This is a genomic window from Candidatus Nanosynbacter sp. TM7-008 (assembly GCF_022828245.2).
In the GTDB taxonomy this organism is placed as follows: domain Bacteria; phylum Patescibacteriota; class Saccharimonadia; order Saccharimonadales; family Saccharimonadaceae; genus Nanosynbacter.
Window position 1 is genome coordinate 563830 of record NZ_CP157587.1, and the last position, 19679, is coordinate 583508.

Below are 19679 nucleotides of genomic sequence, written 5' to 3' on the forward strand. Positions count from 1 at the left end.
TTTTTAACCTTTATGTGCTTTCGAGATTATCTCCTTAAATTGATATGCATCCAAACTGGCTGCCCCAACCAATAAACCATCAAGTTCATCAATTGCTAAATAATCTGCGGCGTTTATTGACGTAATACTTCCACCATAGACAACTCGAACTGATTCCGCCGCTTTTTTACCATACAAATGAGAAATATGTCGTCGAATCATCTGTGTAGCTTTTTTTACATCAGACGCTTTAGCGCTGTCGCCAGTACCGATCGCCCAAACTGGCTCATATGCGACGACTACTTCATCCAACTCGTCCGCCGTCACATTAGCCAGACCGCTAGTCAATTGATCAGCCAGAACATCCTTCGTTTCGCCAAGAGTCTTCTCTTGAATCGTTTCACCGACACACAGAATCGGATGAATACGATTTCGAATTGCCGCCTGAACTTTCAGTCGAATATCTTTTTCGCTTTCAATGAAAATATAGCGACGCTCCGAATGTCCAATTATCACATAATCAGCAATTCCACGAAGATGCGCCGCTGGAATTTCTCCCGTGTACGCCCCCGAATCTCGCCAATAGCAATTCTGAGCCGCCAACTTAGCGATTCGACGATTAATTTGCAAGCTCAAACTCTGCAGCGTCAAAATAGTAGGCGCCAGCACCACTTCAACATCTCTATGCGACGGCAGCGTGTTCATCAGCTTATGCAAATATAAGCTAGCCTCCTGCATATTGAAGTTCATTTTCCAGTTACCAATGATTAACTTTTTTCTCATGAGATAATCCTTATGCTTAGTTTATCATCTCAAGCCGTATGCGTCTAGTAAACTTTCAATTCCTGGCAATTTTTTACCAGCCATCAAGGCCATACTAGCTCCGCCGCCAGTGGAAACATGAGTAAAATTGGCGCCGTCATGCCCGTCCCATTTCAATATAAAATCAGCTGTGTCTCCGCCACCAACTATTGAAACGACCCCTTTATTCTGGGCAATAGCTAGTGCCACTCGCGCTGAACCGATTGCAAAATTATCAATTTCAGCATAGCCCAGCGGACCGTTCCAAATAACCATCTTCGCGCCGGCCAGTATTTTCGTGAATTTCTCAATTGTCTGACTTCCAATATCCAGCGCCATATCTGAGTTTCTTATTTTATCAATATTAACTTCTTGACGAGGAAAATCCTTAGAAATCTCTGGCGCAACTGCCACGTCAATCGGCAATACCAAAAAATTGTCAACATTCTCTGCGCCGACCTTAGCCGCCGCCAAATCATAAATTTCCGCGACAACCTTTTCCATTCCCGACTCAAACACACTCTTGCCGACATTAAATCCACGACAATGCAAAAACGTGTTTGACATAGCGCCGCCAATTAAAATCCGGTCCGCCTTTTTAATCAGACGCTTAATCAGCAATATTTTATCGCTAACTTTCGCACCACCAATAACCGCAATCAATGGACGTTTTGGCTTATTCATCGCCTCGGTGATAGTTACATATTCTTTTTCCAATAGTAATCCCGCTAATCCTGGAACACACAACGTAATCGCATGAGTGCTGGCGTGCGCCCTGTGTGCGACCGCAAATCCGTCCTGCACAAAATAATCCGCTCGGACAGCGCGCTGAATTGACTTGGCAAATGTTAAATCATCAGCCTCCTCCTCGTTATAAAAGCGTAAATTCTCCAACATAAGAATACTACCTCGTGGCGCGCGGCGAACAGCTTGATGAACGGCTTCACCCACGCAATCATTCAGCAATTCTACCGGACGGTTCAACAACTTAGACAGATGATCTGCGACAACTTTCAGACTAAACTTAAGATCCTTACCTTTTGGTCGACCCAGATGAGACATGATAACAATCTTGCAATTCTGCTCCAACAAATATCGGAGTGTGGGCAGCGAAGCGCGAATTCTTAGATCATCAGAAATCTGACCACGCTTTGTTAGCGGCACATTATAATCCGCTCGCAGAAGAATAGTTTTTCCACGTAGATCAACATCGCGAATTGTTTGCTTCGGAAATTTTCTGCCCACCCAAATTCTCCTTACGACAACGTCTTGACTTGGATATTGTCAGTCTTGCCTGGCTCTGGATTATGGCCACTAACAAGTACAACCGTAACTGGGTCTGCGCCGAAATAGCCTTCTTGCTTCAACTCATCAGCTAGCTTAGTTGCTGCATTTGAATCGTTTGGTCGAACATATGGACGAGAAGCGTACCTTAGCGCCAACTTTTGCGCGGTCTTCACATTTTCGGTCACACAAACAATTGGCAGGTTCGGACGATATGCGGCAACGTTAATTGCAGTAGCGCCAGTGTGCGTTTCCGCAATAATAGCTCGAGCCTTAATTCTCCTTGCCAATTGAGCTGCCGTGTAGCTTAAAATCGCGTCAGTTTTTTCACGCATTTCAGCCTTTTCTACCAACATTACTTCACTGTGCTCTTGAGTGTAGATAATAGTCTTGCGCATCGCGCGAACGGTTTCAACAGGATATTTACCATTGGCAGTCTCATCAGACAACATGACTACGTCAGCGCCTTGAATTACAGCATTAGCAACGTCGCTTACTTCAGCGCGACTTGGTTCTGGATTATCAACCATACTGCCCATCATTTGTGTTGCAACGATTACTAGCTTGCAATATTTACGACACAAGGCAATAATTCGACGCTGTACAACTGGGACAATTTCCGCACCAGCTTCCACCGCCAAGTCGCCGCGAGCGACCATAATACCGTCACTAGTCTTAACGATTTCCTCCAAATTCTCTGGATCAACGGCAGACTTAGTTTCAATCTTGGCAATAATATTGGCTGTCGAACCCAGGTCTGTCAATCGACGACGCAAATCAATAATGTCATCAGCTTTTTGAATAAAACTCAATGCAACGTAATCAAAATCTTGGCTTGCGCCCCACTCCAAATCGTTAATATCTTTCTGAGTAAGAATGTCGCCACCAAAATCTGTGTCTGGCAAATTCAAACCCTTGCGGCTCATCAAAAAACCGTCATTCTGAACTTCTACGCGAATTGCAGTTGGGCTAACAATTTCTCGTACAACCGTCCTGATCTTGCCGTCAAACATGTAAAGTGGCTCGCCGACTTTCATCTTCTCCGCCAAATTGTACTGCACCGGCAAATTGAAGCTGCCGTCATGCTCAGTAATTTCTGAGTCCAAGACCAGCATATCGCCAACCTTAACATTCAGCATGTTATCTTTCAAAACACCCAAGCGAATCTTCGGACCTTGCAAATCTTGTAGAATTGCGACAGGCTTGCCCAACTGTTTACTAGCTGTGCGCACCCAATCGATCTGCTCAATTCTCTCCTCATTAGCGCCGTGGCTAAAGTTCATACGGATGCCGTTAACGCCGGCCTCCAACAATTGGTAAACCTTTTCTTGGCTGAACGTTGCTGGCCCAATTGTTGCTAATATTTTTGTTCGTTTAAATATATTATCACTCATTTTTAAAATTATACCACGAAATAACAGTGATGAAAAACGCTTGATACAATATCATATGACAATAATCATTAACAGGAAATAAGCTTGCAAAACCCTCAAGACAAAATTTTAATTGGTGAAGCCTATTATTTTAATATGGTAGATTAGAAGGATCTTGGAGAGCGGAGAATTCAGGGCTATTAATATCTTTTTCTGAAATGACTTTATCTCCTATGAGCTGGGCTATGTTTTTCCCTATTGCTAATTTATCAAAATCTAAATATGCTACAGCACTTAAGCTCAGATACTCTAGGGTGTTTAATGCCATATTATTCCCCTATCTTATTAATACAATCATTCAAGTCTTTTTCGGACCCCAAATCTTTTTTATCTAGAAAAATTGTACATCTGCCAGTTGAACGGCTTTTGCTATTGGTGTTTATTTTTACACTATACACACCCTCTTCTCGCAGCTTCTCTACAATTTTAAATATGTAAGAGGTCTTTTGGCTGTCGTTTGGGGCGTCTATTATTAATCTATAAAGGAAGCCTTCGTCTTTAGTTTTATTGTCTTCATATTTAGACTGTTTATTTACTGAATTTACCAGCTTTCCAGATAGGATAATTTCTGCCCGTGCACTATCTGCTTTATAGCCATTGCTGCTACTGGCATTAACTTCTTTTACTATAGATTCTAGCCCCTTGCTGGCTTGGACCGACCAGATGGCGGCGATATATTGGTCGCTACAGTCAGAGGGATTCAAATAGCTGCAATCGATGTCAAATTTTAGTTTTGGGTTTGACACTAGGTATGCTTGCGACATCCATATACCGTTGACCCCAAAACCTCCGTGTTTATGCTCGGGTCTTTCGACCTTAAAGTCTTCTTTATATTTATTTTTCAGATACTCAGACATCCCATTCTGGGCATTAGATATTTTATTCTCATTTTTGATATACAAGACAATCGCTATAGCAATAATCAATATAACCAGACTACAGAGGACCATCAATAATTTGTCCATCTTACATCTCTTCGTCTTGCTGACCTTTTTTACCATCACCCCCTCCGGTTATTTGCTAGATGATACTATTTTAGCTTAAGCATAACTTATACTACAAGAAGACCTTATTATATAACGCTTAACCTTCTAATGGAAAAGAGAGTTTGAAGATATTTTGATAAATGCACGTCCAAAATACCTCTGGCATAGCCATAAAACACAGCATTTAATATCAGATATTGCTCATTAGTTATATTCAACCAACCTCCTCTTTATATATTTATCTACGTCACTCGAAGATTTCATATTGCTAATGTCCTGATCCTCCAGCCATAGCTCATGTAGTGAATCATGATAGTCTATAGCCAGCATTACGCCCATTTGCTTTCTTATTTCAGAAGTCACTCTATATATACGCTCTGACAAATCATCAAAATTAACGTCATTCTCTAAAGATATCGTCATATATATTTTTCTGCCAAATTTATTAAATGCATCTTTATAGGAGGGTATGTTTTTCGTAATAGCTCTGCCAACCTCTATATTGCTGTTTATTCTTATTGATTTGAGTCTAACTCTACCGCCAAACTGCTTGCTAACTAGGTTAGCTATATCATTCCTAGACTCTCTTTCCCAAATACGATCTGGATAGGTATCAGAGTAAGCACTCTCGCCTTTTCTATAGTCAGCTCTATTCCACACTTCAAACCTAAGACTACTATCATCAACCGGATAAGCATCCACATACGGATCGCCTTCAACTCCAATACCGCCACCCTCAATGCGATAATTTTCTACTATAAACTCTTTCCCATACTTTTCCTTAAGGTATTGCGCCATTTTATGTTGCTCTACCAAGGCACCGCCATTGATGAGCAGGTAGATAGCGGCTATTAATATAGTAACTCCAGCTATAGTCCAGAATTTTGATATACACTTTCGGACGGATTTTAGTTTGGGATGTACTTTTTTCACAGGAGTGTTTTTAGGCGATCTTTTATCGTCCTGGACCTTTCTAACGTTTGCGTGTTTTGTTTTTATCGCGCCACTCTTTATCATTAGATCCCTACCCTGCTATTACCACTATCTTAGCATCATTTTACAGTGAGCATAAGTTTCTTGCAAGATTAAAAACAAATAAAAAAGACCAGTGAGGCCTTTTGTCTGTTACATGGTGACCTTACCGGGAATCGAACCCGGATTGCCAGGATGAAAACCTGGTGTCCTAACCGTTAGACGATAAGGCCACGACTTCAGATATCATAACAAATTATCGTCGAATTGTCTATAGCAAATCAGCCACTTCTCCGCCGTTATCTATTAATGTATAATATTTCCATGACAAAGCAGAAGAAAAAGCGCAATAAAAAATATTCTGGGATGGACGCGACATCTCAGCAACCAAAGGTAACAAGGATTACAGCAACGAATCGCTCCAAATTATCTCAATGGTTTTTTGATCGGAAAAAGCTCATTCGCACCATTGGCATGGCGGGACTCGTTGTAGTCGTCTTAATTATCGTTATTTCTGGAATACTGAGTTTATTTCGTTAACGAACTGGCAACTTAAACCCAAAAGTACTGCCTTTTCCTTCTTCTGATTCAAAGATCATTTCGCCATCATGCGACAAGATAACTTTCCTCGCCAAAAATAAGCCAACACCAGTGCCGTCTGGTCGCTTTTTTCTGGCATTTGTGCCGCGGAAGAATTTACCAAACAGATTTGCTTGCTCTGATTTTGGTACACCAATTCCCGAATCTTTCACAGTAAATTCAATCGCACCATTATTATTTTTCAGAGAAATTATTACCTTTTTATGTGGATTTGAATAGTAAATGGCGTTGTCGATCATATTCAACATAACTTGACGAATCTTCTCAGAGTCGGCCGTAATCAATGGAACTTTTTTATCAATCTTTAGGTCCATTTCAACAGACCTCTGATCCGCCACAACCTTAAGCAAAGCAACTTCATCCCGAAGAATTTGAGCAATGTCTATCTTCTGCTTATCGATATTAAATTTGCCAGTCTGAAGCCTAGAAACATTAAGAAAATCGTTTATCAGTCTCACCATACGCTCACTCGAAGAAAACGCTTCTCTAAGAACCGCACGCTGCGTCGGCGTAATCTTCCCCAAATCTCCCTCCAGCATCATATCCAGATAACCTTTAATACTAGTCAACGGCGTTCTTAACTGATGTGAAGCCATAGAAATAAACTCATTCTTCGCCTCGTCCAGTCGCTGAAGCTGTCGATTACTGAACCTCAATTCTTTCGTCGCCTCGTCAATTTTACGCTGCAAGCTCTTGTTCAACTCATTTATCTCCTCCAGAGACAAAGAGTTTCGAATCGACACTGCCAGTTCCCCAGCAATCGATTCCAGCATTTCAATATCGCGAGAACTATATCCCAAACTCTTATGCTCGCCCAGAAATAGAATTCCCGTTTCTTGATTTTGATGCAGCAGCGGCATAACAATTTTCGTTCGATGAATATCCAAAAGCTTCTTCAGTTCTGGATCTTTTACTTGATTTGCCAAAATAACTTCCGGAAAACTACAATTCTTATAATAGTAATCCATAATCCTGTGAACATCTTCCTCGACAACAGATATTCGTCGCCGACCGGCCCGACCGTATATTCCTTTTTCTGGAATACAAAACGCCACTTTTTCCGCCTTAAGAGAAGTCGCTATATAATTGCCAACACGTCGAGTTAGCAATTGCAGATCCGCCGTATAGGTTAATATTTTACTAATCTCACGCGTAAACGTATCGGCGTCATATTCTCCGTAATAAAAAACTCTATCAGTAAATTTATCAAATATTTTCTTCACCGGCTGATACATAACCGCCAAAATCATAGCCAAAATCATATTCATGAGATTTACGTGACTATCAATCGTCAGGCTGCGTTGGAAAACCAAAATTGAAATAACATATGCAGAAATCACGTAAACGACAGCTAGTGCGATCAATAGCAACATATACGAAACACTTCGAGCCACCGCCATTTTTACGTCCATCAATCGGTATCTGACAATGCTATACATAATTGCAAACAAGAAAATAATCGTAGCAATTGGACCAATCCATATATATCGATAATCACCAAGCGCCGGAAGGAACAAATCTACTATAAAGCCAGGAATGCTACATATCAACAGGCCAATCATATAAATCGCGACTTGCTTGCGTCGAACAAGATCTGACTTGCGCCACGCTATATGACCAAAACACATAGAAATTAAGAAGAATACTGAGAAAAAAGTTGCAAAAATAACATAGTTGACTGCATGAATCGGAATTCGAGAAAAATCTACTGGCGTAACAACTTCTGACGTATTGACAATAAATTCAGGAACCAAAATAATATATAGCGAAAAAATCGTTATCAATATACTAGATGCGCAAATAAAACTCTTCGTTGATTTTGTCGATGGAAGGAATGACTTTGTAGTAAAAATAGCCAACGCAGGACAAAAAACAGCCGAAGCGATATAAAACCACCTGGATGCGGTGTCCAATGCTATTTCGTTGTCCGCCAGAGAAAACACTTCAAGTCCAGCCGACCACACAGCCAAACATAAACAAACCAAGAAAAACCAATACTTTGCATCATGACGATGCTTCGACTTCTTAAGTACGAGCACGCCCAAAATTAGCGCCATCAACGCAACCAATCCTAGTACTAATGCTCGTATCATCATACTAATGCTTATTATAGCATTTTATTCTACGTTTCAATCGCAAAAACTGTGTAAACGCCGCTCGCAGTAACTGTAGCTTCAATAGATTCTTTTGATATGCCAGATTTTTGGAGCAATTTAAAACCTTCTTTAATTGAACGCACCCTAACCTTTGGAACCCACCCCATTAGTCCATGCAAAAATTCTTTTTGTGGGCGATTTACGTTCATATTGCCAGTGATCATTAGTCCACCGGTTCGTAAAAATTTCAATGATTCTCGTGTCAATTGCTTATAAACGCCATCTGGCAGATACTCTCGCAAGCCAGAATCTTCCGCAATATCCAGCTTACGATCACCCAAAACTCCCTCCAAACTCAGAGGTTTACCAAGCTTACTGAATAATCGCTCGCAATGAATTTCAATCTTATCTTCCAAATTCCATTTCTTAGCCAAGCTTTGCGCTGCCGCTAGAGACAACGGATCCTGATCTAGCAAGATAACCGTTGGCGCCTCACCCGTTTCATCCTTAAGTTTTTTCAGCATCTTCAAAGTCGCCAGTCCCGTTCCACAACCAAAACTCATCACCAGCATATCGTCAATTGAACGATTCTCTTTTTCTGCCGCTTTCTTCAAGTGATCAATCGATAGACCATTCACTGTTTCCACTCGCTCACGAATACCAAGCGAATCCGCACAATGCCGAATGACGTTAGAAAACTTCTCCGTCACCGGCGCCTGGATAAACTCTCGGACATCACTAATCCTCTTCTCTACTTCTTCAACAGCCGTCGCTTTATCCACGCCGTTGTTGATTTTATCTTGAATCATAACTTCTGCCAGCGGCAAGCCATTAATCTTCTCATCAAATACCGACTCATCCAGTGGACCGCTCATAGTTGGATATTTACCCTCTGACAATATTTCGCCACTTTCATCAAAAACACTCAAATCCTCAGCTTCAGAAATTGTCAAAAATGTCAGTGCGGAACCTCGTTGATTGTGCCACGGCTTCGAATTAGTCTGATTTTTACCGTATAGAAATTTATCACGAAAAATCTCCAGATAAGCATCTACAATATTACCCCATTTATTTTCTCTTACAAAAGGAATCTTTTCTAGGACACTCGCAAGTGCTACCGCCGCCAAATTTATATGGATAATATCTTTACGAACATCCTTTAATTCCGATCCGCCTCGTTCCAGATAATTGTATATGTCCTGAATTTTATCCGGATTATTATATGCAGGGTCGGTCTTTTCTCCAATTTTAACCCTGCATCCTTCACTCCTAAGATCCGCAATTTCCTCGTTTAATTTTTCATTAGCTTCATGATCAACTCCATTAAGAAAATCACCTGCTTCTGCAATATACTGTTCGCCTCTAAAGTTTTCCATGCCAAAAATTATAGCATAGTTTATATGATATACTTAGAGCATGATAAAAATCGCTATCATTGAAGACGACCCTACCATCAGCCAGATGTACCGAATGAAGTTCGAATCGGACGGATTTGACGTTCGCTTGGCTGCCAACGGACAAATTGGCATAGAAGTAGTCGAGAAGTTTCAGCCAGATATTATTTTGCTAGATTTACAAATGCCGGAAATGGACGGCGCAGAGGCTTTGAAGCGAATTAGGTCTAAAGATTGGGGAAAAACTATTCCCGTTATCGTCCTCACCAACCTCGGCGAAGAAGAAGCTCCGCACGATTTGAAGAAACTAGGAATTCATAGCTACATCGTAAAAGCAAACTTAACGCCACGCCAAGTTGTCGAGCAGGTCAAAACCGCCATAAAAGCCGCTTAGTTTTTTGATTGATTCGCAATTTTTAGACAAGCCGTAATTACATTATCAAACAGCGCAGAAACCGTTAATGGACCAACTCCGCCTTTTTTTGGTGTAATAATTACATCATTACGCTGACGTACTTCTTCAGATACGTCGCCAACAATTTTTCCATTTTCCGAAGCAGTTCCTGCGTCAACAACGACCGTCTTAGTCTTAATCGTCTGGCTTTTAATCAGCCCTGGAACTCCAGTTGCCGACACGATAATATCGTAATTTATCAATTGATATAAATCGTCACCTTTTTCAAAAACTGTCACATCGACGCCAGACTTTAGCCACATCTTCTCAAGAGGGGCGCCAACTAAACGACCTCGCCCGACAATCGCAACTTTCTTACCCTTCAAATCAACGCTATATCCAGCCAGCAGCCAATTGATAGCCGTTGGTGTGGCCGCCTGAAAAATCGCCTTTTTACGCAAACCGTCAACATCTTTATCTTCTCGAATACTCTCGAGTAATTCCTCGGTCTGCTCAGGATTGCTAATCGGCAATTGCAGAATTATTCCTTGAACGTCGTCTCGATTATTCAATTCTTGAATCACCTCCAAAGCACCGCCCGCAGAGACTCGGTGGATCTCCACGTCAATCAAAATATCAGCGCCATATCTCTGTTTCAAACGCATGTACGTTTCAATAACTGGATTTTCGACATCAGTAACAATCGCCAAACGAGGATTAATATGCCAAGCTTGCCTTAAAGCTCGCACCTGTTTCGCCTGGCGCTCCTTGATAAATCCAGCTAATTCTGAGCCATTTAGTTCTCTCATTGTCATTAAGTATAGCAATTTTACCATCTTGAGTACAGATATAGTTTGTGCTATAATTTGAGAAGCTTGGTTTATGGCGGATGTAGCTCAGTTTGGTTAGAGCGCTGGATTGTGGCTCCGGAGGCCGTGGGTTCGAACCCCATCATTCGCCCCAAGTTTTACGACAATTTATTCACACCGATAAATTATTTTCAATAAAACGGTAGACATTTTTATTGATTGTTGTATAATGAAATCGTGGGCCAGTAGCTCAGCTGGTTAGAGCACCTGCCTCTTAAGCAGGGTGTCGAGGGTTCGAGCCCCTCCTGGCCCTCCAAAAAATAACCTCACATTGAAGTGAGGATTTTTTATTTATCCAAATGGATTATATCCGCGAGAAGGCGGCTCACGAAAAGTAGTTCGATTAGCATTAAACGATTGACGAGAATTGTTCACGTCTGACGGAACGTTGTTATTTTGTAGACCATTGACTCGTCGATTCCCGCCAGATAAACCAGCACCATCAGGATTATCGTTAGCGACTCTCGACCGAGGCGCTATGCCTATTTCCGTACCAAATCGTCTTCGATTGTCAGAATTATTGGCAGATATCGAAGATCCATATCCCTTAATATATCGGCGCTCCGAATTCACGCTACGATTAGCGGTCAGCATTCTGCCCGTATCCCCATACGCTCTAGAGCTGTTGTCGCTCAACGTATTCATACGACCATATAGCCTTTCCATCATTTCCCGCGTCATTTGCGGTTTTTTATTCGCATCCATATATCCCCCATTAGTTATATGAAATGGCGCCCCGAGTAGGATTCGAACCTACGACCTTGAGCTTAGAAGTCTCCTGCTCTATCCAACTGAGCTATCAGGGCGTATTCACATTATAGCATCTTTCTGCTACAATAGTAAAAGCTTGCGGGTGTAGTACAGCGGTTAGTATGCAAGTTTTCCAAACTTGAGATGGGAGTTCGATTCTCCCCACCCGCACCAAGTTAGACAATTTCAATCCATAAAGGGCATCGATGGATCCATATATTTATACAGAAAAGCCAAAATACCAACCGCATGACATCGAAGATGCGTCCGAATTTTATGACGTAATTGAACGAAGTAGTTTAACACATCAATTGTCTGAAAACCGACCATATGTCTATTGGACAATGGAAATTTATGATAAGTCCAATGGCATTAAAGGTGGCGGAGGACTTGGAGTTTTGGCAGCGGACACGCGGCGTGTGGCCGAAAAATTGGAAGTCCCGTTTGTAGTAGTAACGCCGTTTTATCGTAGCGAATCACACCAGAAAATCACCGACCTCGCACAAGAAGAGTTTTCGGAATCCGTTTCACCTCAAGATTACGGATTTGAATACATTGACGAAGTTTTCGTAAGTTCAAACGGATTCCCAGATACAAGCTTAAGTATTTTTAAGAAGACACTCGGTTCAACACAATTTGTTACAATTTCAGAACCGAACTTTGGACAATTGTACGAAGGCGACGGATCTGGTGACCATAGATTATACCAAGAAGTAGCACTGGGATTTGGTGGCTATAAAGCATTAAAACTCCTCAGTATTAAGCCGGCTGTTATTCAACTTAATGAGACCGCAACGATTTTTGCCGCATTAGCACGACTGGACGAGCTGTGCGCCAACGGAATGAACTTATACGAAGCCATCGTTTACGTTCGCAAGCACACACTTTACACGAACCACACACTTCTTCAAGCGGCCGAACCGGAATTTCATCGTTCGCAATTTGAAAAATTAGTTCTGCCAAATATAAAAAGCAATGCCGTGCGTTGCTGGCTAATGGAGCAATTCCGTAATGACAGACTGAGGCCAAATCTTTTGGCAATTGAACTTACTGAAGCGAAGAATGGCGTGAGTAAGTTACACGCCCGCGTAGCAAATTTCCGCGACCGCAACAACGACAAAGTTAAATTTCAAGCCATTACCAATGGAATAGATCTTGAAACGTGGGTGCTGCCTGAAACGCTGCAAACATATCGCGATCACGGTGTTATCGATAAATTTGGGCTGCCCACAAATGATTTTTCTGAAAAATTAAACTCGCTGAGTAGCGCGGATTTGAGGTATTTGAAAAAACTCGGTCGAAAGGAATTGAATAGAGTCCTATTGAATCGCAAAGATCAGTACGGAAAATCCATACAAATCCCAGAAAATGCAATATTATTCGATTTCAAGCGAAGATTTGCCAATTACAAACGACCTTATATGCCGTTTGAAAACCCGGATTCATTGCGCCAAATTCTCATCAGCCACAACGCGCATTATATTCTGACAGGAAAAGTTCACCAAGGTGACGTGACAATGTATCAGAAATTGCTCGAGGTATTAAAATTGATTGACAACGATCCAGTCCTCAAGGAGCGTGTTCATTACATACAAGATTACGACGAAGAGCTGGGACGAGCGTTAGCAATCGGCTCGGATGCCTCGATAAATATTCCTATTGTCGGATTAGAGGCGTGCGGCACTTCATGGGAAAAAGACGTCGCCAACTTAAAACTCCTCATCTCCACTAGCGACGGCGGAGTTGCCGATATCCAGCCAATCGCCTGCCTCGAGGTTACCGGTAGAAACTACGAAGCCGAAGTTTCATCTCTGTACGTCAACATGCATAAAGCTGCCGCTATTTTGAAAAATGACCAATTACTAGAAAAGCATATCCGCCACCAATTAAGCAACTATTTGCCAATTATTTCTGGCGCCCGAATGATGAAAGATTATCTCAAATTTATTTTTCCAAAACCGCAAATTCAGCCTAAAAAAGAACCGCAGATTAAGCGAATTCCTATTCAATAATCACTTCAATCTCAGCACCTAGCGAATTTAAGCGTGCCGCCAATTCCTCATATCCGCGATTAATCGAATATACATCGCGTAGAATTGACACGCCTGGAGCGGCAAGCATTGCCAAAAGTATCACAACAGATGGACGAAGCGCCGGTGGAGCGACAACATCGGCCGGCTTCCATCTTGTCGGACCGGTGATATAAACACGGTGTGGATCAACCAGTTCGATTTGCGCATTCAGCTTGCTCAGCTCTGTAAAGTAAATTGCTCGGTTCTCGTAACTCCAGTCGTGAACCAACGTGCGCCCCTCGGCCACCGTCGCGATAAGCCCCAAGAATGGCAAGTTGTCCATATTAATTCCAGGAAATGGCAAGGCATGAAGTTTATCCTTGGCAGCCTGAAGCTTGGAACGCTGCAATTTAATATCAACCAAACGAGTTTGCCCGTTATTGGCAAAAAACTCCTTGCTAAGTTCAAACTTAAGACCCATTTCTGCCAATGTCGCTAATTCAATCTCCAAGAATTCAATCGGCGCACGACGAACGGTAATTTCCGAGTCTGTCACCACAGCCGCCGCAATAAAACTCATCGCTTCAATCGGATCTTCGCTCGGATAATAGTCCAGATTTTTACTAATGCGTTTACGACCCGTAATTTTTAAGGTCGTCGTACCAATTCCCTCAATTTTCACACCTAACTTTTTCAAGAAGAAGCAAACGTCTTGGACCATGTAGTTCGGGCTAGCATTGCGGATGATTGTAGTGTTTGGCGACAACGCAGCAGCCATAATGATATTTTCCGTCACCGTATCGCCGCGCTCCGTCAACAAAATTGTTCGATCACCAGAATTGACATCAGTTTTTGCGTGATAATAATCAGTTTCCGCCGTGACATTCATTCCAAAATGTCTCAAACCACTAAGATGCGGCTCAACCGTGCGCTTGCCTAAATTACAGCCGCCGGCAAACGGTAATTTGAAATCATCATATTGATGTAATAGCGGACCAAGGAACATAATTACCGTCCTAGTTCTCTTCGCCGCAGCAATATCCATATCTTCAAGCTTCAAGCGTGCTGGCGGCACGATCTCAAGATCACTGCCGTCCAACCAGCGAGTTTTAACACCAATCGAGTTCAGAACCTCGATAATTCGGTTAACCTCCTCAATTCGCGCTACTTTCCTAAGCGTCGTCCTCCCCTTATTCAACAAACTTGCACAGAGAAGGCCTACTGCGGCATTTTTACTAGTCTTAACTTGTATCTCACCAGACAATTTTTTGCCGCCAGTTACCTTAAAATTCATTTTTCCGGAATGATTTACGGTCACAATATTGTTATTAAGTACTTCACTAATTCGAGCAATCATTTCAATACTAATATTCTGACCCCCGTTTTCAATGCGATTAATAGCACTTTGCGACGTACCAATCGCCTCAGCTAATTGCGTCTGCGTCAGACCTTGTTTTTGACGATTTTCAGCGATTAAATTGCCGATTTTTTGAAGATACTTGTCTTTTATCATGCGTAAATTATATCACTAATGATATATATAAGCAATGATATAATAAGTATTAATGGAGGTTTAGTCATGAAAGACAAGCAAATTGAAGAACTTATAAAAGCAGAAAAAAAGCGTCAAACGGACGGCCTGGAACTGATTCCTAGCGAGAATTACGTTTCATCAGATGTGCTTCAGGCGCTCGGTAGCGTTTTCACTAATAAATATTCAGAAGGCTACCCTGGTCGACGCTATTACGGCGGACAAGAAAACACTGATCAAGTCGAACAGTTGGCAATTGACCGCGCTAAGAAACTTTTTAAAGCCGATCACGCTAACGTCCAGCCACATTCTGGAGCGCAGGCTAATGAGGCAGTCTATTACGCTTGGTGCGAGCCTGGCGACACTATTCTGGCTATGGATTTGGCTCACGGCGGACATCTTACGCACGGCGCCCCGGTCACCCGCAGTGCCAGAGAGTATAACTTCATTCGCTATGGTATAAAAAATATCGACACTGGCGAAATTGACTATGAAGAAATTCGTCAATTAGCCTTAAAACACAAACCAAAGATCATTTTGGCGGGATTTTCGGCATATCCACGAGAGTTAGATTATGAAAAATTTGCCGAAATTGGCAATGAAGTTGGCGCTATGCTAATGGCGGATATGAGCCACATTGCGGGGCTAATCGTTAGTGGTGCTGCCAAAAACCCGTTCGATTACGGTTTTCACGTAATTACCACAACAACTCATAAAACTCTGCGTGGACCACGAGGCGGACTGATTCTTAGTCGAGGAATAGTTGGTAATCCATTGAAAAAACCAGAGAAAACTCTCGAAAATTTACCTACGTTGATTGATCGAGCGGTATTCCCTGGCACACAAGGCGGACCGCACATGCACACCATCGCCGCAAAAGCCGTAGCGTTTGGCGAAGCTTTACAGCCAGAATTCAAAGATTACGCCGAGCAAATCGTTAAAAATGCAAAAAGACTGGCGGAAGAATTGCAAAAGCGTGGCTTTAAGTTAGTAACTGGCGGCACCAGTAACCATTTGATTCTGGCGGATATTCACAGCAGTTTCGGTATTGATGGCAAGGAAGCGGAAATCGCCATGGATAAAATTGGTCTGACGCTGAATGCTAATGCGATTCCAGATGACCCTCTGCCAAGATTTAGGCCAAGCGGCATTCGCTTAGGCACGCCAGCCGTCACGACGCGAGGCGCCAAAGAAGACGACATGGAAAAAATCGCGGAATGGATGAGGCGGTCAATAGACAATCGCGATAATGACGATGAGTTGACTGAACTCCGTAAAGAAGTCGTAGAATTCTGCCATACTCTACGCGATATTTAATGTAAACCCGCACATAAAAAAACTCTGGCTTAATGCCAGAGTTTCTTATTTATATGATTCTTAACTAACTAGCACAAGAACCGATTGTTCGCTCTTCTACCTTGCTTGTCGAGAAATTGTAGTACTTAACGTGCGCACCCGTAGCATCACCCGTATCCGGACATTGCTTATACTCAATAGTATTAGCTTCTGCTGGGGCGTGACCATCAGTAAGAGCTGAGTCAGGAGTTTTAACTGTCTTTTCGTCCAAGTAATATGGCTCGCCAGTCTGTGAATCAGAAGAAGCGCCAACAGTCTTACTTGTTAAGACTCCCAAGTTAGCTGGATATTTACTCTTTGCTGTATTGTATAGCTCAGCTTTCTTAGCAACAGCGTCAGCAGCAGATTTAGCAGCAGATGTCTTTGCTTGGTTTTGCAAACCGTTGTATGCAACCAAAGAAACGACTGTCAAAATTGCGATGATCACGATAACGATCAAAAGCTCAACTAGTGTAAAACCTTGATTTTTGATATTCTTTGTAGTCACGATAATGTGCCCCCTAAATTGTTAGTTTGATTTGTAACTTGATAATACTACAACGTTTTTAAAAGCGCAAGCGTTTTTTTAATATATATATCGATTCTGTGTTGGACGCAAGAATAAAGACTCTGTTGGACTAATCCTATCTATATTGGTTCCGTCACCGATTTGCCCCTCATTATTTAACCCCCAGCAGTACGAGCGTTTATTTGTCATAATGACACAGCCGCGGTTAGCTCCGGCTGACATACTAACAATCCTCTCTCCTGCGGGCAGTCCACCCTTAATTATCATAGGTTTATATGTCCATTTAGTTCCGTGGGGTGGATCGTTGTATTCCTCGTTTGCCCCCAATTGCCCCATCTCATTATTTCCCCAACAATACACTTCCTTTTTCCCGCCATTATTCATTAAAGCGCAAGAATGAGAAATACCAACCTCAACCTGCAAAGCCACCCCAGGCAAACCATGGACCAACCTCGGCTCAATATGCTTTTTAGGAGTACCACTCCCCAGAGATCCAGCCTGTCCACGTCCAGCGCCACCCCAACAGTATACCCTGCCCGCATTGGCGATAGCGCAGGTGTGAGTTACATAATCAGGATCTTTTGTCCACCAGTATCCATCCTGAGATATATCATCCACATCTTCCAATCCCTTAACTCGAGTAGCTCGACTATAATTATCGCCAGCTACTGGACCAACACCCAGTTGCCCAAACTTAGCCTGCCCCCAACAGTAAGCCCTTTTTTCGGTAGTTATAACACACATAGTCTGCGAGCGAGATCCGCCAGTCGACAACTTAGTGGCAGAATAATTATTAGGAATGCCGTTAGATCCGCCCGAATTAATCATCACTGGCGCTGCGCTATAGCCAGGACTACCTGGACTACCGTAACCCAATTGCCCGAACCTATTACTACCCCAACAATACACCTTACCTGATGCGATAGCACACGAAGTATCACCCGTCCCTCCAATTGCGCTGATTTTATTTCCAGAAAAATCCGAGGTTGCAGCCAAGCCAACGACTTTAATTTCAATTGGTACGGCAGAATAGCTACCACCAAAATCACTATTGCCCAGTTGCCCAGACCTATTATCACCCCAACAATATATTCTCCTGCCAGTACTTGATTTAGTTAACACGCAACTATGATGCTGCGCTGTAAAAATATCAATGATCTCACCATTCCTCATATCGCCAATAGAACGAACTTTCACTGGAATATTAGAGTCGCTAGTAGTTTCATCACCCAATTGCCCCATATTATTTTTACCCCAACACCATACATTATTCGACAGAATCGCACACGTACGGTTGGTGCCACTTACTGTACGCGTTGCATCAATATCGGCTGGCCAAGTAACTGATTTTTTTACAACAGCAGTATAAGTCTTAAGAACCACACCACTGCCATTTGTTATTTCAACACGACCGATGGATGAGATTTGGGCGGTAGCAGCCGACAGAGCCGTGCTTCTAGTCGAAGCCTCCAAATCACCGACCTCAAAAGTCGTCCTAAATTTATTACCTTCATCAAATACGTATTTCTCATAACTCGGATTTACAACCCCCTTGCAATTGGTTTCTGGACGAAGCGGACCAATTCCACCAGGAACCGACCCCCATGATTGCTCAGCCCCATTAGAGTCCAAGCAGGCGTTAGCATACGCCGTACCCGCCTCGCCAGCCTCTTGGGCTAACTTGTAATAATACTCTTCCTGAGAGTAGACATATGACTGAGTTACAACTTTCATAGCCCCAGCCAAAAGAGCCAATATGAAAGTACTCATAAGTACAATTAACACCAAAGAATAGCCATTTTTTTGTCGAATCATAAGTTATTTATCTTTCGTATCATTAATGTTTGAGAATCGGAAACTTGTTTACTTGGCGATTGTATTGTTAAAGTAACCTCTACATTATCCGCACCGTCAAGAGCTTTATTATCGCTATCTGGAGCGTCACTATTTTTGCTTATCAGCGTTTTTCCATCATAGTAATTAATCTTAAATTCTGAAACTCCAGTCGCTAAAATCGAATCTTCACGAAGCTTCATGGCTCGATCTTTAAACTTATCAGCATCCGGACCATTCATACAAAAGTAACCCGCGGCAGATCCTGAGTATGGCGTTGGAGGATAACTGGAGAAATCAACTAAATCATTATAGATAGTCCGTCGATGCAATTCTCCATTCTTCAAAAAATATATGACTATCTTTTTATACTTCGGCTGCTGAGTCTTATTTGCACTACAGTCAAACTTTGGAGTTCTTAGATATACAATCTCCCTAGAATCGGCGCCTCGCCCCATATTTGTAGCATATTGGAGCAGTATAAGTGAGTTTTTTTCAGGATCAGTAATGGCACTACTTGAATATGGATTACTTCTATATCCCCACTCTCTAGGCGCCGCACTAGGGAAATTTTTATCAGTAGCAAACGTATCCTCCCCGTCATAACTACTCATCTTAAAGCGCGAAGCTTGACGTACGTCAGTTTCAATTGCGTCCATGGAATTGTGCATATTTCGGCTAATCTCAACCTTCGCCTTGCTGATAGACGCACTTTGGTTTGCTGAAATTAACATCTGGCTAAACACGCCGACGACCATTGCAATGATGACCATCACCATCGCTAATTCGACTACAGTAAAACCGCCCTCATTAGAACGCCACATACGTCGCATGTACCACCTTCTTTCCGCTACCTACGCCAGAGCTTGGCAATCCATATT

18 protein-coding genes and 5 tRNA genes are annotated in these 19679 nt (G+C 42.4%); 7 read left to right on the forward strand and 16 right to left on the reverse strand.

Features of this window, described 5'->3' with window-relative positions; genetic code table 11:
• Positions 1-3: 3 nt before the first annotated feature.
• The 7 genes from tpiA to LRM48_RS03095 form a co-directional block, all read right to left on the reverse strand.
• Entirely contained in the window at positions 4-762 is a 759-nt protein-coding gene (tpiA, locus tag LRM48_RS03065; protein ID WP_243812248.1) for a triose-phosphate isomerase, read from the reverse strand.
• A 24-nt stretch (positions 763-786) separates the two neighbouring features.
• The gene (locus LRM48_RS03070; RefSeq protein WP_243812247.1) at positions 787-2025 is read right to left on the reverse strand and encodes a phosphoglycerate kinase; all 1239 of its coding nucleotides are present in this window, start codon (positions 2023-2025) and stop codon (positions 787-789) included.
• An 11-nt stretch (positions 2026-2036) separates the two neighbouring features.
• The gene (pyk, locus tag LRM48_RS03075) at positions 2037-3458 is read right to left on the reverse strand and encodes a pyruvate kinase (protein WP_129744489.1); all 1422 of its coding nucleotides are present in this window, start codon (positions 3456-3458) and stop codon (positions 2037-2039) included.
• Between the two features lie 130 nt (positions 3459-3588).
• Entirely contained in the window at positions 3589-3765 is a 177-nt protein-coding gene (locus LRM48_RS03080) for a hypothetical protein (RefSeq protein WP_164999965.1), read from the reverse strand.
• A gap of 1 nt (position 3766) precedes the next feature.
• On the reverse strand, positions 3767-4498 hold the full coding sequence (locus LRM48_RS03085) for a hypothetical protein (protein ID WP_243812246.1): 732 nt from the start codon (positions 4496-4498) through the stop codon (positions 3767-3769).
• A 189-nt stretch (positions 4499-4687) separates the two neighbouring features.
• A complete protein-coding gene (locus LRM48_RS03090; protein WP_129744487.1) occupies positions 4688-5500 on the reverse strand; it encodes a hypothetical protein in 813 nt (270 codons plus the stop codon).
• A 113-nt stretch (positions 5501-5613) separates the two neighbouring features.
• Positions 5614-5688: transfer RNA gene (locus tag LRM48_RS03095), tRNA-Glu, on the reverse strand.
• Between the two features lie 91 nt (positions 5689-5779).
• Here LRM48_RS03095 and LRM48_RS03100 point away from each other — a divergent pair.
• Positions 5780-5995: a hypothetical protein gene (locus tag LRM48_RS03100; protein ID WP_129744486.1), complete on the forward strand. Its 216-nt coding sequence runs from the start codon at positions 5780-5782 to the stop codon at positions 5993-5995.
• On the opposite strand, the gene LRM48_RS03105 is transcribed toward LRM48_RS03100, so the two are convergent.
• Positions 5992-8151: an ATP-binding protein gene (locus LRM48_RS03105; protein WP_129744485.1), complete on the reverse strand. Its 2160-nt coding sequence runs from the start codon at positions 8149-8151 to the stop codon at positions 5992-5994. The genes LRM48_RS03100 and LRM48_RS03105 overlap by 4 nt on opposite strands.
• A gap of 26 nt (positions 8152-8177) precedes the next feature.
• Positions 8178-9527 carry a class I SAM-dependent methyltransferase gene (locus LRM48_RS03110; RefSeq protein WP_243812243.1) on the reverse strand — a complete coding sequence of 450 codons (1350 nt, stop codon included), beginning with the start codon at positions 9525-9527 and terminating at the stop codon, positions 8178-8180.
• A gap of 40 nt (positions 9528-9567) precedes the next feature.
• Between LRM48_RS03110 and LRM48_RS03115 the strand changes: the two genes are divergently transcribed.
• Positions 9568-9939, forward strand: coding sequence for a response regulator (locus LRM48_RS03115; RefSeq protein ID WP_129635371.1), 372 nt, complete (start codon positions 9568-9570; stop codon positions 9937-9939).
• Here LRM48_RS03115 and LRM48_RS03120 read toward each other — a convergent pair.
• The gene (locus LRM48_RS03120; RefSeq protein ID WP_243812242.1) at positions 9936-10748 is read right to left on the reverse strand and encodes a bifunctional 5,10-methylenetetrahydrofolate dehydrogenase/5,10-methenyltetrahydrofolate cyclohydrolase; all 813 of its coding nucleotides are present in this window, start codon (positions 10746-10748) and stop codon (positions 9936-9938) included. The two genes, LRM48_RS03115 and LRM48_RS03120, sit on opposite strands and share 4 nt — an antisense overlap.
• A 76-nt stretch (positions 10749-10824) precedes the next feature.
• Here LRM48_RS03120 and LRM48_RS03125 point away from each other — a divergent pair.
• Both LRM48_RS03125 and LRM48_RS03130 read left to right on the forward strand, forming a co-directional pair.
• Positions 10825-10902: transfer RNA gene (locus tag LRM48_RS03125), tRNA-His, on the forward strand.
• Between the two features lie 85 nt (positions 10903-10987).
• Positions 10988-11064: transfer RNA gene (locus LRM48_RS03130), tRNA-Lys, on the forward strand.
• Positions 11065-11099: 35 nt separating this feature from the next.
• On the opposite strand, the gene LRM48_RS03135 is transcribed toward LRM48_RS03130, so the two are convergent.
• Both LRM48_RS03135 and LRM48_RS03140 read right to left on the reverse strand, forming a co-directional pair.
• Positions 11100-11513: a hypothetical protein gene (locus LRM48_RS03135; protein ID WP_129744481.1), complete on the reverse strand. Its 414-nt coding sequence runs from the start codon at positions 11511-11513 to the stop codon at positions 11100-11102.
• A 24-nt stretch (positions 11514-11537) separates the two neighbouring features.
• Positions 11538-11614: transfer RNA gene (locus LRM48_RS03140), tRNA-Arg, on the reverse strand.
• 43 nt (positions 11615-11657) lie between these two features.
• On the opposite strand from LRM48_RS03140, the gene LRM48_RS03145 reads away from it, so the two are divergent.
• Both LRM48_RS03145 and LRM48_RS03150 read left to right on the forward strand, forming a co-directional pair.
• Positions 11658-11732 (forward strand) — tRNA-Gly (locus tag LRM48_RS03145).
• A 32-nt stretch (positions 11733-11764) separates the two neighbouring features.
• Positions 11765-13570, forward strand: a complete 1806-nt coding sequence (locus tag LRM48_RS03150) for a glycogen/starch/alpha-glucan phosphorylase (RefSeq protein ID WP_243812241.1) — start codon at positions 11765-11767, stop codon at positions 13568-13570.
• Here the strand turns inward: LRM48_RS03150 and LRM48_RS03155 are convergent.
• Positions 13560-15080: a UDP-N-acetylglucosamine 1-carboxyvinyltransferase gene (locus LRM48_RS03155; RefSeq protein WP_129744494.1), complete on the reverse strand. Its 1521-nt coding sequence runs from the start codon at positions 15078-15080 to the stop codon at positions 13560-13562. The genes LRM48_RS03150 and LRM48_RS03155 overlap by 11 nt on opposite strands.
• Positions 15081-15149: 69 nt before the next feature.
• Here LRM48_RS03155 and glyA point away from each other — a divergent pair, with 69 nt between their 5' ends.
• Positions 15150-16418, forward strand: a complete 1269-nt coding sequence (glyA, locus tag LRM48_RS03160) for a serine hydroxymethyltransferase (protein WP_243812239.1) — start codon at positions 15150-15152, stop codon at positions 16416-16418.
• A gap of 64 nt (positions 16419-16482) precedes the next feature.
• Here the strand turns inward: glyA and LRM48_RS03165 are convergent, their stop codons facing one another.
• The 3 genes from LRM48_RS03165 to LRM48_RS03175 form a co-directional block, all read right to left on the reverse strand.
• Entirely contained in the window at positions 16483-16944 is a 462-nt protein-coding gene (locus LRM48_RS03165) for a prepilin-type N-terminal cleavage/methylation domain-containing protein (protein ID WP_243812238.1), read from the reverse strand.
• A 78-nt stretch (positions 16945-17022) separates the two neighbouring features.
• On the reverse strand, positions 17023-18780 hold the full coding sequence (locus LRM48_RS03170; RefSeq protein WP_243812237.1) for an RCC1 domain-containing protein: 1758 nt from the start codon (positions 18778-18780) through the stop codon (positions 17023-17025).
• On the reverse strand, positions 18777-19622 hold the full coding sequence (locus LRM48_RS03175) for a type II secretion system protein (RefSeq protein WP_243812236.1): 846 nt from the start codon (positions 19620-19622) through the stop codon (positions 18777-18779). The genes LRM48_RS03170 and LRM48_RS03175 overlap by 4 nt, the downstream gene beginning before the upstream one ends.
• Positions 19623-19679 lie beyond the last annotated feature (57 nt).

What these genes read in the sequence shown, in the direction of transcription:
- tpiA (WP_243812248.1), bottom strand. Translation starts at nt 762, where the DNA reads ATGAGAAAAAAGTTAATCATTGGTAACTGGAAAATGAACTTCAATATG.
- pyk (WP_129744489.1), bottom strand. Translation starts at nt 3,458, where the DNA reads ATGAGTGATAATATATTTAAACGAACAAAAATATTAGCAACAATTGGG.
- LRM48_RS03080 (WP_164999965.1), bottom strand. Translation starts at nt 3,765, where the DNA reads ATGGCATTAAACACCCTAGAGTATCTGAGCTTAAGTGCTGTAGCATAT.
- LRM48_RS03085 (WP_243812246.1), bottom strand. Translation starts at nt 4,498, where the DNA reads ATGGTAAAAAAGGTCAGCAAGACGAAGAGATGTAAGATGGACAAATTA.
- LRM48_RS03090 (WP_129744487.1), bottom strand. Translation starts at nt 5,500, where the DNA reads ATGATAAAGAGTGGCGCGATAAAAACAAAACACGCAAACGTTAGAAAG.
- LRM48_RS03100 (WP_129744486.1), top strand. Translation starts at nt 5,780, where the DNA reads ATGACAAAGCAGAAGAAAAAGCGCAATAAAAAATATTCTGGGATGGAC.
- LRM48_RS03105 (WP_129744485.1), bottom strand. Translation starts at nt 8,151, where the DNA reads ATGATGATACGAGCATTAGTACTAGGATTGGTTGCGTTGATGGCGCTA.
- LRM48_RS03110 (WP_243812243.1), bottom strand. Translation starts at nt 9,527, where the DNA reads ATGGAAAACTTTAGAGGCGAACAGTATATTGCAGAAGCAGGTGATTTT.
- LRM48_RS03115 (WP_129635371.1), top strand. Translation starts at nt 9,568, where the DNA reads ATGATAAAAATCGCTATCATTGAAGACGACCCTACCATCAGCCAGATG.
- LRM48_RS03120 (WP_243812242.1), bottom strand. Translation starts at nt 10,748, where the DNA reads ATGAGAGAACTAAATGGCTCAGAATTAGCTGGATTTATCAAGGAGCGC.
- LRM48_RS03135 (WP_129744481.1), bottom strand. Translation starts at nt 11,513, where the DNA reads ATGGATGCGAATAAAAAACCGCAAATGACGCGGGAAATGATGGAAAGG.
- LRM48_RS03150 (WP_243812241.1), top strand. Translation starts at nt 11,765, where the DNA reads ATGGATCCATATATTTATACAGAAAAGCCAAAATACCAACCGCATGAC.
- glyA (WP_243812239.1), top strand. Translation starts at nt 15,150, where the DNA reads ATGAAAGACAAGCAAATTGAAGAACTTATAAAAGCAGAAAAAAAGCGT.
- LRM48_RS03170 (WP_243812237.1), bottom strand. Translation starts at nt 18,780, where the DNA reads ATGATTCGACAAAAAAATGGCTATTCTTTGGTGTTAATTGTACTTATG.
- LRM48_RS03175 (WP_243812236.1), bottom strand. Translation starts at nt 19,622, where the DNA reads ATGTGGCGTTCTAATGAGGGCGGTTTTACTGTAGTCGAATTAGCGATG.